The following is a 14,555-nucleotide window of genomic DNA, read 5'->3' as shown; positions in this document are numbered from 1 at the left end:
ACCCGGACGGTGCGCGCCGCGGACGGCACGCGGCTGCGCGCCTGGACGAACGACGGCGACGGCGTCCCGGTCCTGCTGTGCAACGGCCTGGGCGCGCCGCCGGCGGCCTGGCCGCGGGTGGTCGACCGGGACAGCGGGTTCCGGGTGGTCTCCTGGGCACACCGCGGTCTGGCCGGCTCCGAGCGGCCGGCCGACCGCGGCCGGGTGCGGGTCGAGGACCACGCCGACGACGCCCGCGCCGTGCTCGAGGCCTTCGACCTGCCGTCGGCGACGGTCGTCGGCTGGTCGCTCGGGGTCAACGTGGCGTTCGAGCTGGCGCTGGAGCAGCCCTCCCGCGTCCGGTCGCTGCTCGCCGTCGCCGGCGTCCCGGGCGGGAGCTTCTCCGCGCTGTTCGCCCCCTACGGGGTCCCACGGCGGCTGCGGGCCCCGGCGGGCCGGCTGAGCAGCCGGCTGCTGCCGGTCATGGGCCCGCTGCTGCCGGTGGTCGTGGCCAGCCTGCCGCCGTGGCACGAGCTGCTGACGCCGGCGGGGTTCACCGGCCCGGCGCGGGAGGCCACCCACCCGGCCGCGCTGTACCAGGTGCTGCACGAGTTCTCGCGGCACGACTGGCGCTGGTACCGGCACCTGGCCCTGGCCGTCGCGGAGCACGCGCCACTGGACATCGCGTCGGTGTCCTGCCCGGTCACCTTCGTGGCCGGCCGCTACGACACCCTGGTCGACCTGGCCGACGTCCGGAGGGCGGCCGAGGCGGTGCCCGGTGCCCGGCTGCGCACGCTGGCGGGCACCCACTTCGTGCCGCTGCAGTACCCCGAGGTGATGCACGCGGAGCTGCAGGCGCTGGTCGCTCGCGAGCCCCGGCACCGCTAGCACCGCGTTCCGCGGCGGCCGGCCGGCGCTGCGACCGGACGGTGTGCGCTGAGGAGCGGTCCCCTGGCGGGAGCTGCGCCCCAGCGCACACCGTCGCCCCGGCCTCGCCGCGCGAGCGGCAGGCGGCCCTAGGCCTGGGCCGGCACCCGGTCGCGGACGTACGAGCCGGGGGCCGGCTCCAGGACCGGGTGCTTTGCGCTGCCCAGCGTCTCCGGCGCCGGGCGCTCGTCCCCGGAGCGCTCGATCGCCCACTCCGACCACGGCTCCCACCAGCTGCCGGTGTGCTCCTCGGCCGCCGCGCGCCAGGCGTGCGGGTCCGGACCGGGCTGCCCGCCGGTCCAGTACTTCGCCTTGGGGTTGCCCGGGGGGTTGACCAGGCTCTGGATGTGGCCGCTGTAGCTGAGCACGAAGGTGCTCGGGCCCGACAGCAGCTGGGTGGTCCGGTAGCAGCCGTGCCAGGGCGTGATGTGGTCGGTGAGCGCACCGGTGACGAACGTGGGGAGGGTGATCCGGCTCAGGTGGACCGGCGTCCCCAGGACCCGCAGCGCCCCGGGCTTGACGAGGGCGTTGTTCCCGAAGACGTCGAGGAACTGCTCGTGCAGCCGGGCGGGCAGGTTCGTCCCGTCGGCGTTCCAGGCGAGGATGTCGAACGCGGGCGGGTCCTCGCCCATGAGCCACTGCTGCACCAGGTAGTTGAAGATCAGGTCGTCCGGGCGCATCCAGGTGAACATCGACCCCATCTGCCGGGCCGAGATGACGCCCCGCCGGCGGGAGTTTCGCCGGGCGACCTCCAGCATCCGCGGCCCGGAGAAGGCCCCGAGCGGGGCCCGGCTGGCGAAGTCGAGCAGGGTCACCGCGTAGCCGGCGGCGTGCACCCGGTCGTCGCCGTTGGCGGCGAGGTGGTTCAGCGCCGTCGTCATGATCTGTCCGCCGGCGCACAGGCCGAGCGTGGTGACGTCGGGCGAGCCGGTGATCTCCCGGGCCACGTCGACGGCGGTGACGACGCCCTGCGAGTACTCGTCGAGGCCCCACTCGGACTGCTCCCTGGTGGGGTTGCGCCAGCTGATCATGAAGACCTGCAGGCCGCGGCTGACTGCGTACTCGACCAGGCTGCGACCCGGCCGCAGGTCGAGGAAGTAGAAGCGCCCGATGGGCGGCGGGACGATCACCAGCGGCCGTTGCCGGACACGCGGCGTCGACGGCGAGTACTGGATCACCTCGATGACCTCGTCCCGGTGGACGACGGCTCCGGGGGTGATGCCGAGGTCCTCGCCCACGGTGAACGCGCTGCGGTCGACCTGGCGGGGCAGCCCGCCGTTGCGCACGACGTCGTGGAGCATGTTGCGGAGGCCGCGGAGGACGCTCACCCCGGCGGTGTCGAACGCGCGCTTGAGCGCGGCCGGGTTGCCCGGCAGGGTGTTCGTCGGCGCCATGGCGCTGGTGAGCGCGTTGAGCACGAAGCGCACCTGCTCGATCTCGCGCCAGTCGGCGCCGCTGGCCTCGAAGTCGCCGACCAGGCGGTCCAGTGACCCCGCCGCCGCCAGGTAGGACTGGGCGAGCCGGCGGTACCCGGGGTGCAGCGACCAGGCCGGGTCGGCGAAGCGCTTGTCCTTGGGGGAGGGGGCGATGTCGTGCGTCCCCCGGAGGATGCGCAGGGTGTCCCGCCCGAGCCGGACGGCCTCCCGCGCCATCGGCCGGGGCTGGGTGAACGTCGCGACCAGGCCCCGGGCCATGCCCCGCGGGGACGGGATGCCGACGGGCTCGCCACCCTCGACCGGAGCCGCAGTGCCGGCTTCCTCTGGCGTGGGCCGGTCCTCGACCGCGGGCCGGGACCTGCCGGACGTGCGTGGGCGGGGTGGGGTCGTCGTCACGGTGCCTCCGTTGTGAGCCGGGTCACAGGCCTCCCGACCGTAGCCCCCCATCGCGGGTGCCGGGTACCTCCCCGACCACTCCGTTCGGGGGTCCGGCGACCTCGCCCGCAGGGCCGGGGCGTACCGGTCAGGGCCTCGCTGTCCGCACGTCCTCGTGCGAGCAGCGGCCTGCGCGCCGCCGGGACCGCCTCCGGCGGTCCGCGTGGGCCCCTCCCGGACGAGCGGACGGCGCCGGTAGCGTGACCGGGGTGACGGTCCTGCGGAAGCTGGACGCACCGACGGGTCTGCGACCCGGCGACCACGTCTGCTGGACGTTCGCCGACGCCGCGGACTTCTCGGCCGCCGTCCTGCCCTTCCTCGACGAGGGACGACGGCTCGGCGAGCAACTGCTGGTCATCGGGGCGTCGCGACCGGAGGTGCTGCGGACCCTGGCGCCCCTGCCAGGACGGGACCAGTTGCTCGCCAGTGGGCAACTGCAGGTGCACAGCACCGTCGAGGTGTACGCCCCTGACGGGGAGCTCTCACCGACCGAACAGGTGCAGGCGTACCGGGGGCTGGTCCAGCGGGCCCTGCAGGACGGTCGCACCGGCCTCAGGGTCGCCGCGGACGTCACCCCGCTGGTCCGCCGCGGGTGCGGTCTGCAGCGGCAGGTGCACGTCTACGAGCAGCTGGCCGACGCCATGATGGGAACCGTCGCCATGACCGCGCTCTGCCTCTACGACGCGGCACTGGGGACGGATCTCCTCGGGCCGGTCACCCTCCTGCACCCCGACCAGCACCACGGCGAGGAGGCGCCCCTCGCCCACCTGTCCGGGCGGGGCCCGTCGCTGTCGCTGCACGGCGAGGTCGACGCCACGCTGGCCGACAGCCTGTTCCGCGCACTCGTCGACGTCGCCTGCGGCACCCCCGGGGAGGTCGTGCTGGACCTGTCCGACCTCCGGTTCCTGGACGTGGCGGGGGCCCGCGCCCTGGCCCGGGCCGCCGGGGTGCTGCGGGGTGCCGACGTGCACCTGCGGCTGGTGCGAGCCCCGCGCGTGGCCGCTCGCTGTCTGGGGCTGTTCGGCCTGGGCGGCGGGGAGACGGTGCCGGCGTGAGCGCGGTCCGACCGACCGGCGACTGGGACGGCACGGCCTTCGCCCACGAGGCCTTCGTGTTCCGCACCGATCAGGAGCTCATCGACCGGGTGGTCCCGTTCGTGCTGGAGGGCCTGTCCCGCGGGGAGCCGGTGCTGGTCGTCGCCGGCGAGCGGGTCCGGACACTGCTCGCCGAGGACCTGGGCCCGGACGTGCGTCGGCTGGCGACGTTCGCCGCCGCGGAGACCTGGTGGCAGGGCGGACACCGCACACTGCACGCCTACGACCGGGACCTGCGCGCCCTGCAGGCCGTGGCGCCGACCTGGCGGCTCGCCGCGGAGCCGACCTGGCTGGCCCGCGACGACGGCCGGGAGTGGAGCCGGTTCGAGGCCGTCGCCAACCGCTGCTACGCCTCCCTGCCGTACTACAGCCTCTGCCTGCACGACCGGCAGCGGCTCCCGGAGTCGGTCCTCGACGCCGTGGCGCGGACGCACCCGCTCACCTGGGGTGGCTCGGGGCCGGTCCCGGAGCCGGCCTACGAGGACCCGGAGCGGTTCCTCCGGTCGGTGCACCCGGCCTGGGTCCGGCGGCCGGCGGGCGCCTCCGTCGCGGCGGTGACGACGCCACGGGAGGCGCGGCGCGTGGCGTCGGCAGCGGCCGGCGACTGGTGGCCGGCGCGCGTCGGCGACGTCGTCCCGGCCGTGCACGAGCTGGTGGTGAACGCGCTGCGGGTGTCGGCGTTCGCCGAGGTCTCGTCCTGGACCGACGGGGGCACCCTCGTCGTCGAGGTCGCCGACGCCGGGCCGGGCCTGCCGGACGAGACCCTCGGCTACGTCCCTCCCCCCGCGAGCCCTGACGGCGCCCGGGGGATGTGGCTGGCGTGGAGCCTGGCCGACGACGCAGCGGTCGACACCCACCCGGCCGGCACCGCCGTCCGGCTGTTCTTCCACCGCTGAGGGAGGATCCCTTGCCCCCACCCCTCGCACGCTCGGGGCGGGACCCGGCACGGGAGCCGACCCCTGCCCACGTCGTCAGACCAGGACGCGGCGTCCGGACCGGGTGTCGGCGGCCTCGGCGGCCAGCAGGATCCGGCGGGCCGGGCGGTAGCGGCCCTCGCGGAGGCTGCGCGCCTTCTCGGGGTCGACCCGTGCCAGCTCGGCGTTCGCGGCGAGGTTGTGCGCGTTGTCGGCCAGCTTGACCAGCCGGCCGAGCGGATGCGCCGCGGCCCGGCGGATCAGGCCGGCGATGTAGGGCTCGCCGGGGCGCCGGGTGACCGCGTCGATCGCCTCGACGACGACCTCCGGGACGCCGAGGGTGCGGAGCCGGTCGAGGTCGTAGCGGCGGGTGGGGTCGGGGTGGTCGCGGGTGTCCTCGACGATGTCGTGCAGGGCGCCGGCCATCTCGGCGTGCGGGCCGTGGGGGCGCAGCGCCTCGGCGATCGGCCGCAGGTGGGCGAGGTAGTAGTCGCGGCCCTGCTTGTCGACCTGGCCCTCGTGCGCGCGCAGCGCGAGCAGGTGCGCATCGGGAACGGTGAACCCCACGGTCCGAGGCTAGGCGTTGGCCGCGGCGCGGGTGCGGGAGCCGACCGCAGGGCAGAGCGTGTCGACGGGGCAGCCGCACGTGTGGCTGCCCCGTCGACCGCCGGACCTCACTGGAGGACCCTCGACGGGCCGGTGACTGACTGACAAGGTCGCCGGCGCACCCCGGGTCCCCACCGGATCACTGCCTCGAGGCCTTGCTGGAGGTCACAGCCAGACTGAGTTCTGCAGGATCCGGTGGCCCGGGACGTGCCGACTGGCAACAGGGCTGAGCGCCACGAGCGCCGATCAGTGAGCGACCGGCGTGCACGTCCCGAGACCACCGGTTGCCCCCCCGCTGCGGCAACAGCCAGGAGGCACACATGCACGATCCCACCGCTGGGACCCCGTTGACAGGGCCGGTGTTCGCCGGCGTGGACTGGGCCAGCGCCGACCACGCCGTCTGCGTTCTCGACGCCGCCGGGGCGGTGCTGTGGCGGCACACGGTCAGCCACAGCCGGGCCGGCCTGACCCGGCTGACCACCCGGCTGCGCGAATTTGGCGTGACCCGGGTCGGGATCGAGCGCCCGGACGGGCCGGTGGTCGAGGCGCTGCTGGCCGTGGGCCTGCCGGTGGCGGTGGTGCCGCCGCGGCAGGTGAAGAACCTGCGCTCGCGCTACCGCGGAGCAGGCAAGGACGACCGGTTCGACGCCTATCTGCTGGCCGACGCGATGCGCACCGACGGCCATCGGTTCACCGATCTGACCCGCGATACCGCCGAAACGACCGGGTTGCGGGCGCTCGTGCGCGCTCGCCAGGACCTGGTGGAAATCCGGGTGGGGCTGGTCAACCAGCTGCGGCACACCCTCGAGCTGGCCTTTCCCGGCGCGGTGGGGTTGTTCTTCGACCTGCACAGCCCGATCGCCCGAGCCTTTGTGCGCCGCTTTCCCACCGCGGCCGAGGCCGCCGTCCTCGACGAGGACGGCATGGCCGCCTGGCTGGCCGCTGAGGGCTATCCCGGGCGCACCCCGGCCGCGGTCTTCATCGACCGGCTGCGCACCGCTCCAGCCGGACTCGGCGGGGCCGAGGCCGCTGCTCGCCGGCACATCACCCTGGCGCTGCTGGCCGCCATAGACGCGATCGAGGACCAGGTCGCCGAGCTGGGCCGCCGCATCAAGGAGGCACTCGCCCTGCATCCCGATGCGCCGATCTTCACCGGCCTGCCGCGCGCCGGCCAGCTGCGCGCCGCCGCGCTGCTGGCCGAGATGGGCGACGCCCGCGGCCGCTATCCCAGCCCCGACGCCCTCGCCGCCGCGGCCGGGGTCTGCCCGGTGACCTTCGAGTCCGGCAAGCACCGCGCGGTGGGCTTCCGCTACATCGCCGACCTCAAGCTACGCCGGGCGCTGACCGACTTCGCCGATGACTCCCGCCATGCCAATCCCTGGGCCGCCGACATCTACACCCGCGCCCGGGCCCGTGGCATGCGCCACCCGCATGCCGTTCGCGTGCTGGCCCGCGCCTGGACCGGCGTCATCTGGCGCTGCTGGCAAGACCACACCGCCTACGACCCGGCCCGCCACAGCGCCCTGAACAGATACCTCAGCCAGGACGCCGCGGCGGCGGCTTGACACAGGGCAACTCAGTCCACGACCACCTCGTCGCGCACGCGCATGCGCTCGCCGACGATGCCCCCGACGGCGGTGACGAGCGAGACGGCGATGAGCAGGGTGGCAGGCACCCACGGGTCGTCGCCGATGGCGGTGGTCATGGCGGTGGCGATGAACGGCAGGAACCCGCTGAGCGCGCCGGCGACGTTGTACGCCAGGGCCACGCCGCTGTAGCGGTAGCGGGCAGGGAAGAGCTCGGCGAGGAGCGCGCCGGTCACGGCGTACGCCACCGAGAGCGCGGCGATCCCGACCGAGATGGCGAGCACGACGGCGACGGGCGAGCGCGTCGCCAGCAGCACGAAGACCGGCAGGGCCAGGACCGCGCTGGCCAGGCCGCCCCAGCAGGTCACCCGCCCCGGGCCGAGTCGGTCGGCGATCCGGCCGAACAGGACGATCACGACCATCTCGACCACGGCGGCCACGAGCGTGGCGTTCACCATGAGGCTGCGGGACAGGCCGAGGGTGTCCACGCCGTAGCTGATCGCGAACGTGGTCAGCACGTAGAACCCGCCGACGCCGAGGAACGCCGCCGCGATGGCGACGAGCAGGCGTGCCCAGGCGTAGCGGAAGACCTCGCCCGCGGGGACCTTGGCCCGGTCGTCCTCCTTCAGCAGCTCGTCGAAGACCGGCGACTCCTCCACGCGGCGGCGGATGTAGAAGGCGATGACGAGCAGGGGGAAGGCGGCGAGGAAGGGCAGGCGCCAGCCCCACGAGTCGAAGGTCTGGTCGGGCAGCAGCAGCACGAGCGCGAAGGCGCCCGACGACATCAGCGTGCCCACCGGCGAGCCGAGCTGCGGCAGGGCGGCGTAGCGGCCGCGCTGGTCCGGCGGGGCGTGCTCGACGGCCAGGGTGACCGCGCCGCCCCACTCGCCGCCGACGGCCACGCCCTGGGCGAGGCGCAGCAGCACCAGGAGGGTCGGGGCGGCGACGCCGATGGCCGCGTAGTCGGGCAGCAGGCCGATGAGCCCGGTCGCCACGCCGATCATCACCACCGTGATCAGCAGCGCGGGACGACGGCCGATGCGGTCGCCCACCGCGCCGAAGAGCACCGCCCCGACGGGGCGGGCGACGAAGCCGACGCCGAAGGTGGCGAAGGCCGCGAGCGTCCCCGCCGCGGGGTTCAGCGTGCTGAAGTAGAGCTCGCTGAAGACCAGGGCGGCGGCGGTGCCGAAGAGGAAGTAGTCGTACCACTCCAGGGCGGTGCCGACGAAGGCGGCGAAGGCGACGCGGCGGGCGTCCTGGCCGCTCACGTGCGCGGGGGCGTGCGCCGTGGGAGAGGCCGCCGCCGCTCCGGGCGACGAGCCGGTCGGGTTGCTCATGCCTGCGTTCCTCGGGTGTGGGGGAGGGGGGAGGGGTCCCGGCCCGCGAACAGGCCGGTGTCGTGCACGGGGGTCCCGGCGACCAGCGTCGCCACGACGCCGATGGCCCCGATCCGGTCGGGGTCGACGCGCAGCGGGTCGTCGTCGAGCAGCACCAGGTCGGCGTGCTTGCCGCGGGTGACGCTGCCGCGGGTCCGCTCGTCGTGGCTGGCCCACGCCTCGTCGAGGGTGTAGGCCCGCAGCGCCTGGGCGGCGCTCACCCGTTCGTCCGGGCCGATCACGGCTCCGCCGGACGACCGGCGCTCGACCATGGACTGCATGCCGAGCAACGGGGCACCGGGGGCGACGGGCCGGTCGGAGCTGCCGGGCACGCGCAGCCCGGCGTCCAGGAACGAGCGGTGCCGGTAGAGCCAATCCGCGCGCCGGGGTCCCACCGCGGCGGCCATGGTGTCGCCGACCGCGTGCAGGAAGCGAGCCTGCGGGACGGGCACCACGCCCAGCTCGGCGAAGCGCGCCAGCTGATCGGGACGGACGACGCCGGCGTGCTCGATGCGGTGGCGGACGTCGTCGCGCGGGTGCAGCCGGGCCGCCTCGGCGAACGTGTCCAGCGCCAGGTCGACGGCGTCGTCGCCGATGGCGTGCGCGGCCACCCGCCACCCGGCGCGGTGTGCGTCGATCATCCGGCGGCGCATCAGCTCCGGGTCGTCCTGGAGCACCGCCGTCCCGTGGTCGCAGAAGGGCTCGGACAGGGCGGCCGTGCGGCCGATGAGGGAGCCGTCGAGCCAGATCTTCATGGGGCCCAGCCGCAGCCGGTCGTCTCCGAAGCCGGTGCGCAACCCGAGGTCCAGCCCCACGTCGATGCCGTCGTCGGCGTGCGCCCGGAGGGGGTGCAGGGTGTCGCTGGCCACCATCAGCTCCACGCGGGTGCGCAGCAGCCCCCGGTCGCGGGCGAGGAGGTAGGCGGCGGCCTCCACCGGGGTGCGCCCGAGCAGGCCCAGCCCGATGCCGGCCTCGACGACGTGGGTCAGCCCCTCCGCGGCGTAGACCTCGCTGGCGCGACCCAGCGCCGTCGCGACGTCGTCCACCGGGTAGGGCTTGACGAGGTCGTCGACGAGTCGTTGCGCGCGTTCCTGCAGCAGTCCCGTGGGCTCGCCCGCGGCGTCCCGGACGACGATGCCTCCCTCGGGCGCGTCGGCGCGGCCGTCCAGGACGCCGCTGCGCCGCAGCACCTCGCTGCTCACGACGCTCATGTGTCCGGAGCGGTGCTTGAGCCAGACCGGTCGTCCCCCGCCGGCGCGGTCCAGCAGCCGGCGGTCGGGGTGGGCGCCGATGACCGTGTCGTCGTAGCCGGAGCCGACCACCCAGGCGTCGGCGGGCAGGCCGGCCGAGCCCCTGGTCACGGCCTCCTCGACCGCCCCCAGGGTGCCGGCCGCGGACAGGTCGATCTCGCCCAGCGACTGGCCGAACCACGCCATGTGGTTGTGCGCGTCCCCGAACCCGGGGACCACCACGGCGCCGTCCCCGTCGACGACCGTGCGGGCGGGCAGGTCCCGGACCTCCTCGTCGAGGCCCACGACGCGGCCGCCGAGGACGCCGACCACGGACGCCGTGGGGCGCGCGTCGTCGACGGTGATCACGCGCACGTCGCGCAGCAGCAGGTCGAGCACGGTCGGCCCCCTCAGGCCAGGTGGTGCAGGCGGGTCAACGGCAGGTCGGAGGCGCGGTGGACGGGGACGGGGCGCCCGTCCACGAGCACGGGGCCCGGCTCGGTCGGCACGGTCACCGCGGGCAGCGCGGCGTTGGCCACCATGTCCGCACTCGTCAGTCCGCGGCTCGCCCGGATGGCGGCGTAGCGGACACCGTCGGGGAGCGCACCGCGCGCGCGGGGGTCGGCGAGGCACTGCTCGGAGACGAACACCCGCGACAGCCGGCGGGGGGCGGCCCCCAGGCCACCGAAGTACGGGCGCACCACGCGCGGCTGGGTCAGCCGCGTGGACCCCGAGCCCGACCCCGACGTCCCCCACGCGACGAAGCCGGACTTGAGGACCAGCTCCGGTGCGGTGCCGAAGGTGGCCGGGTGCCACAGCACGACGTCCGCCAGCCGTCCGGGGGCGAGGGACCCCACCTCGTGGGCCATGCCGTGCGCGACGGCCGGGTTGACGGTGATCTTCGCCAGGTAGCGCAGCACGCGCTCGTTGTTGACGTGGTCCGGCCCGGCCTGACCGGCCAGGTGCGCCTGGACGTGGGCCAGCTGCCAGGTGCGCCGGGCGGTCTCCGCGATCCGGCCCATGCCCATCGAGTCGGAGTTCACGATGCTGATGGCGCCCAGGTCGTGCAGGGCGTTCTCGGCGGCGATGCCGTGCTCGCGCACGCGGCTGGTGGCGATCGAGACGTCGCTGTCGACCCCGCGGTGACCGCGGTGGACCGTCAGGGTCATGGGCAGCAGCTCGTCGACGGTCGCGCCGGTCAGCGGCAGCGTCGGCGTGGTCGACGAGGTCAGGACGTGCGGCTCGGTCACGACCTGCAGCAGGTCGGCGTGCCCGCCACCACCCTCGACGTGGTAGGCGTGCACGGTGCGGCCGCGGGTGGCCGACAGCGTGTCGGCCAGGGCCCCGGACTCGTTGAGCGTGTCCGTGTGCAGCGCCACGGGCAGGTCCACGTCGTCGGCCACGCCGAGGCAGGTGTCCACGATGCGCGGGGTCGCCCCCCAGTCCTCGTGGATCTTGAAGCCCCCGGATCCGGCCAGCACGGCCCGCTCGAGCAGCTCGGTGGAGGAGGTCGAGCCCCGGGCGAGGAAGGCCACGTTGAGGGGGGTGTCCCGCCAGCCCTCGATGAGCGTGTGCAGGTTCGGCGCGGGGTTCGCGCCCACGTCCCACACCCCGCCGATGCCCATGCCCACCAGGGAGGTCACCCCGGCGGCCAGCGCCGCGGGCGCGACCTCCGGGCTGGACAGGTGGACGTGCGAGTCGACGACGCCCGGCGTGGCGACGAGGCCCTCGCCGGGGATCATCGCCGTGTGCGAGTCCACCACCAGGTCGATCCCGTCGGTGGCCTCGGGGTTGCCGGCCCGGCCGATCCCGACGACGCGGGCGTCCTTGATGCCGATGCTGGTCTTGCGCACCCCGAGGAGGGGGTCGATGAGCACGACGCCCAGCACCACCATGTCCAGGGCGCTGTCCCGAGGGGCACGGTCGGTCACGAGCAGCCCGTCGCGGGCGGTCTTCCCGCAGCCGCCGAGCATCTCGTCGCCGGGCTCGGTGTCGTCCGCCTCGACGCGCACCCACAGGTCGGTGTCGCCGAGGCGCAGCAGGTCACCGGTCGTGGGTCCGTACAGGCTGGCGTAGCGGGCGCGGGAGATGCGGCTCACCGCTGACCTCCCCGGGCCACCACGGGGACGACGGAGGTGGTCCCGGGCGGGAACTCCCGGCTGATGCCGGCCGGCAGGTCCAGGCGGAAACCGCGGACCGCCTCGCGGTCGAGCTCCACGGCGGGGTTGACCTCCTCGAGCGGGAAGTGCGAGGAGATCCATACCGGGCGGTCGCCGCGGTTGGTCACCTCGACGGTGCGCCGGAGCCGTCCGGGGGCGAGGTCGACGTCGCCGTCCTGCGCGAGGACGGCGCCCGGCCCGGTCGGGTCGGCGGGGCCGAACGGCTCGGGCACGTGGACCAGGGACGAGCCGTGGGGGAAGAGTGCCTCCACCTGCAGGCTCGGCACGGTGTTCGCCACCCCGGGCAGCACCTGGTCGGCCGCCACCACGCCGCGGGCACGGGAGACGACCTCCTCGAGGGGCACCCCGTCCCAGGCCATCTCCAGGACCTCGTCGCAGACGAGGGCGATCGCCTCGGTCGCGCCGAGCCGGGCGCCCCGGGCGAGGCGCCGTCGGGCGAGCTCCGCGGCCGTGAAGAGCAGCAGGCGCTCCTGCTCGCGAGGGGTCAGGTGCACCGCGCACCTCCGGTCCGTGCGATGGACGGGTGTCGGTCAACACGGTCCACCGCGTCAGGCGGCACGACAATCACCGATGCGCAGCGGACCGCGGTGGTCGGGGCGACACCCGCCCGGTCCGCCACGCCTGAGGGCTGCGCTGTGCATCTGCGTCCGGTGCCGGCCGGGGGCGAAGACCCCCGCGACCGCGCCCGGGACGCCCGGGTGGGCGCCGCCTGTGGGGCAAGTCGCAGGGCCGGCGGGCCGGTCGGCTCAGTACAGTTGCGGGCAACGCCATCCGGAGCGGCCGAGAGACCTGGCTCGACGACGCCGCAGCAACCCCCCGCCCGGCGGACGAGGGTGCTACTGCCAGGACCGATGGAGGACACGATGACCGGCCCTGCGCCCACGTGGGCCCGCCGCCACGTCGACCTGTGCCGCACCGCCGCGGCCCTGTGTCGCTGACCGCTCGACCCTCGTCGCGGTAGCTGCCCGGCCCTCCGGCGCAGCCCGGCTGCCGTCGATCCGCCGCTTGCCGACGCCGTCCGTGGGGCACAGCCGGGTGGGCCCGCCCGCCGGCGCCACGCGCCCCGTTCCCCCCTGCTCACCCGAGGACTGCTCACCCGTGATCGATCTGCACGACGTCCGCAAGGTCTTCCCCGCCCGGGGCCGGTCCGGCGAGGTCGTCGCCGTCGACGGCGTCAGCCTGCGCGTGGAGGCCGGTGAGTTCGCCGGCGTGGTCGGCCCGAGCGGGTCGGGCAAGAGCACACTGGTGCGCCTGGTGAACCTGCTGGAGCGGCCCACGTCGGGGTCGGTCACCGTTGACGGCCGGGTGCTCACCGAGTTGCCGGACGACCAGGTGCGGCAGGCGCGCCGGTCCATCGGGATGGTGTTCCAGCACTTCGAGCTCCTGGACTCGCGGACCGCGGCCGGCAACGTCGAGCACCCGCTCGAGCTGGCCGGGGTCGGCCGGGCCGAGCGCCGCCGACGGGCCACCGAGCTGCTGGAACTGGTCGGGCTGGGGGAGCGGGCCGACGCGCACCCCGGGCAGCTCTCGGGCGGGCAGAAGCAGCGGGTGGCGATAGCCCGCGCCCTGGCCGGCCGCCCCAGGGTCCTGCTCTGCGACGAAGCCACCTCCGCCCTGGACCAGGCCAGCACCACCGGCGTGCTGGAGCTGCTGCGCAGGGTGCGGTCGGAGCTCGGCCTGACCGTGCTGCTCATCACCCACGAGATGGCCGTCGTCAAGGCCGTGTGCGACAGCGCCGTCCTCCTCGAGCGGGGGCGCGTCGTGGACAGCGGGCGCCTCTCGGAGGTCCTGACCCGCGAGCACTCGCCGCTGAGCGACGCCCTGCTGCCCGCGCCGCTCGCCGACGCCGGCGCCGGCCACGACGGGGTCCTCCTCCGGGTGACCGTCACCGACCGCACGCCCGAGGCCGTCGTCCTGCAGACCCTGGTCGGGCAGCTGGGGCTCGCGGTGGAGGTCGCCGGCGGTTCGGTGGAGACCGTCGCCGGGGGCCGCTACGGCCGGCTGCTGCTGCGGGCCACCGGCGACCTGAGCCGGCTGGACCGGGCGCTGCGCGGTCTGCGCGACGACGGCGTCCTCGTCGAGGCGGTACCCCGGGACACCAACGCGGTGGCGGCGACGGGAGCGGGCCGATGAGCGACTGGACCCGCGTCTGGCCGCAGCTGGTCGAGGCGACCGGTGAGACGCTGTACATGGTCGGGGTCTCCGCGCTGCTCACCGTGCTGCTCGGCGTCCCGCTCGGGATCCTGCTGACCGTCACCGCCCCCGGCGCGCTGACCCCGCGGCCGCTGCTCAACCGGTTCCTGGGACTGGTGGTCAACCTCGGCCGGTCGCTGCCGTTCATCATCCTGCTGTTCCTGGTCGCGCCGGTGACCCGCGGCATCGTCGGGACGACGATCGGCTCGACGGCGGCCATCGTGCCGCTGACGATCGGCGCCGTCCCCTTCCTGGCCCGCCTGGTGGAGACCAGTCTCCGGGAGGTCGCCCCCGGGAAGGTCGAGGCGGCGATGTCCATGGGCGCGCGCCGCCGGGACGTCGTCCGCACCGTGCTGCTGCCCGAGGCGCGGCCCTCGCTCATCGCCGGGATCACGGTCACCGTCGTCGCGCTCATCAGCTACTCGGCGATGGCCGGCGCCGTCGGCGGCGGCGGGCTTGGCGACTTCGCCATCCGCTTCGGCTACCAGCAGTTCCGCACCGACATCACCCTGCTGACCGTGGTCCTGCTGCTCGTCATCGTGCAGGCCCTGCAGTGGGCCGGCGACCACTGGGCGCGCCGGCTGGCGCACGTCTGACCCC

Annotated in this window: 13 protein-coding genes and 1 riboswitch; of the genes, 7 read left to right on the top strand and 6 right to left on the bottom strand. The window is 75.1% G+C overall.

Annotated features, from left to right (window positions below):
• Positions 1–9: 9 nt before the first annotated feature.
• On the top strand, positions 10–867 hold the full coding sequence (locus tag ACU610_RS08570) for an alpha/beta fold hydrolase (RefSeq protein ID WP_446767282.1): 858 nt from the start codon (positions 10–12) through the stop codon (positions 865–867).
• 128 nt (positions 868–995) lie between these two features.
• Here the strand turns inward: ACU610_RS08570 and ACU610_RS08565 are convergent, their stop codons facing one another.
• Complete coding sequence (locus tag ACU610_RS08565) at positions 996–2,600, bottom strand: PHA/PHB synthase family protein (RefSeq protein ID WP_446767281.1); 1,605 nt, start codon at positions 2,598–2,600, stop codon at positions 996–998.
• A 386-nt stretch (positions 2,601–2,986) separates the two neighbouring features.
• Here ACU610_RS08565 and ACU610_RS08560 point away from each other — a divergent pair, with 386 nt between their 5' ends.
• Entirely contained in the window at positions 2,987–3,832 is an 846-nt protein-coding gene (locus ACU610_RS08560) for an MEDS domain-containing protein (protein ID WP_446767280.1), read from the top strand.
• Positions 3,829–4,767: an anti-sigma factor RsbA family regulatory protein gene (locus ACU610_RS08555; RefSeq protein WP_446767279.1), complete on the top strand. Its 939-nt coding sequence runs from the start codon at positions 3,829–3,831 to the stop codon at positions 4,765–4,767. The genes ACU610_RS08560 and ACU610_RS08555 overlap by 4 nt, the downstream gene beginning before the upstream one ends.
• Before the next feature lie 75 nt (positions 4,768–4,842).
• On the opposite strand, the gene ACU610_RS08550 is transcribed toward ACU610_RS08555, so the two are convergent.
• Entirely contained in the window at positions 4,843–5,352 is a 510-nt protein-coding gene (locus tag ACU610_RS08550) for a phosphohydrolase (protein WP_446767278.1), read from the bottom strand.
• Positions 5,353–5,711: 359 nt separating this feature from the next.
• Between ACU610_RS08550 and ACU610_RS08545 the strand changes: the two genes are divergently transcribed.
• On the top strand, positions 5,712–6,956 hold the full coding sequence (locus tag ACU610_RS08545) for an IS110 family transposase (RefSeq protein ID WP_446767277.1): 1,245 nt from the start codon (positions 5,712–5,714) through the stop codon (positions 6,954–6,956).
• 11 nt (positions 6,957–6,967) lie between these two features.
• On the opposite strand, the gene ACU610_RS08540 is transcribed toward ACU610_RS08545, so the two are convergent.
• The 4 genes from ACU610_RS08540 to ureA are packed head-to-tail and all read right to left on the bottom strand — an operon-like array spanning position 6,968 to position 12,256.
• Complete coding sequence (locus tag ACU610_RS08540) at positions 6,968–8,314, bottom strand: MFS transporter (RefSeq protein WP_446767276.1); 1,347 nt, start codon at positions 8,312–8,314, stop codon at positions 6,968–6,970.
• Positions 8,311–9,981, bottom strand: coding sequence for an amidohydrolase (locus tag ACU610_RS08535; protein WP_446767275.1), 1,671 nt, complete (start codon positions 9,979–9,981; stop codon positions 8,311–8,313). Before ACU610_RS08535 ends, ACU610_RS08540 begins: the two co-directional genes overlap by 4 nt.
• Positions 9,982–9,992: 11 nt before the next feature.
• Positions 9,993–11,681 (bottom strand): urease subunit alpha, encoded by a 1,689-nt coding sequence (locus tag ACU610_RS08530; RefSeq protein WP_446767274.1) that lies wholly within the window; start codon positions 11,679–11,681, stop codon positions 9,993–9,995.
• Positions 11,678–12,256 carry an urease subunit gamma gene (gene ureA, locus ACU610_RS08525; protein WP_446767273.1) on the bottom strand — a complete coding sequence of 193 codons (579 nt, stop codon included), beginning with the start codon at positions 12,254–12,256 and terminating at the stop codon, positions 11,678–11,680. Before ureA ends, ACU610_RS08530 begins: the two co-directional genes overlap by 4 nt.
• 270 nt (positions 12,257–12,526) lie before the next feature.
• Positions 12,527–12,620, top strand: a riboswitch (SAM riboswitch).
• Here ureA and ACU610_RS08520 point away from each other — a divergent pair.
• The 3 genes from ACU610_RS08520 (at position 12,614) to ACU610_RS08510 (ending at position 14,551) form a co-directional block, all read left to right on the top strand.
• On the top strand, positions 12,614–12,700 hold the full coding sequence (locus ACU610_RS08520) for a putative leader peptide (protein WP_446770707.1): 87 nt from the start codon (positions 12,614–12,616) through the stop codon (positions 12,698–12,700). It overlaps the preceding riboswitch by 7 nt.
• A gap of 160 nt (positions 12,701–12,860) precedes the next feature.
• The gene (locus tag ACU610_RS08515; RefSeq protein ID WP_446767272.1) at positions 12,861–13,895 is read left to right on the top strand and encodes a methionine ABC transporter ATP-binding protein; all 1,035 of its coding nucleotides are present in this window, start codon (positions 12,861–12,863) and stop codon (positions 13,893–13,895) included.
• The gene (locus ACU610_RS08510) at positions 13,892–14,551 is read left to right on the top strand and encodes a methionine ABC transporter permease (protein ID WP_446767271.1); all 660 of its coding nucleotides are present in this window, start codon (positions 13,892–13,894) and stop codon (positions 14,549–14,551) included. Before ACU610_RS08515 ends, ACU610_RS08510 begins: the two co-directional genes overlap by 4 nt.
• Positions 14,552–14,555 lie beyond the last annotated feature (4 nt).

The organism is Geodermatophilus sp. URMC 61 (assembly GCF_052931555.1).
The sequence above is the reverse complement of the archived record's forward strand: the minus strand, read 5'-3'. Positions and strand labels throughout refer to the sequence as shown.

What these genes read in the sequence shown, in the direction of transcription:
- ACU610_RS08520 (WP_446770707.1), top strand. Translation starts at nt 12,614, where the DNA reads ATGGAGGACACGATGACCGGCCCTGCGCCCACGTGGGCCCGCCGCCAC.
- ACU610_RS08510 (WP_446767271.1), top strand. Translation starts at nt 13,892, where the DNA reads ATGAGCGACTGGACCCGCGTCTGGCCGCAGCTGGTCGAGGCGACCGGT.
- ACU610_RS08540 (WP_446767276.1), bottom strand. Translation starts at nt 8,314, where the DNA reads ATGAGCAACCCGACCGGCTCGTCGCCCGGAGCGGCGGCGGCCTCTCCC.
- ACU610_RS08545 (WP_446767277.1), top strand. Translation starts at nt 5,712, where the DNA reads ATGCACGATCCCACCGCTGGGACCCCGTTGACAGGGCCGGTGTTCGCC.
- ACU610_RS08565 (WP_446767281.1), bottom strand. Translation starts at nt 2,600, where the DNA reads ATGGCCCGGGGCCTGGTCGCGACGTTCACCCAGCCCCGGCCGATGGCG.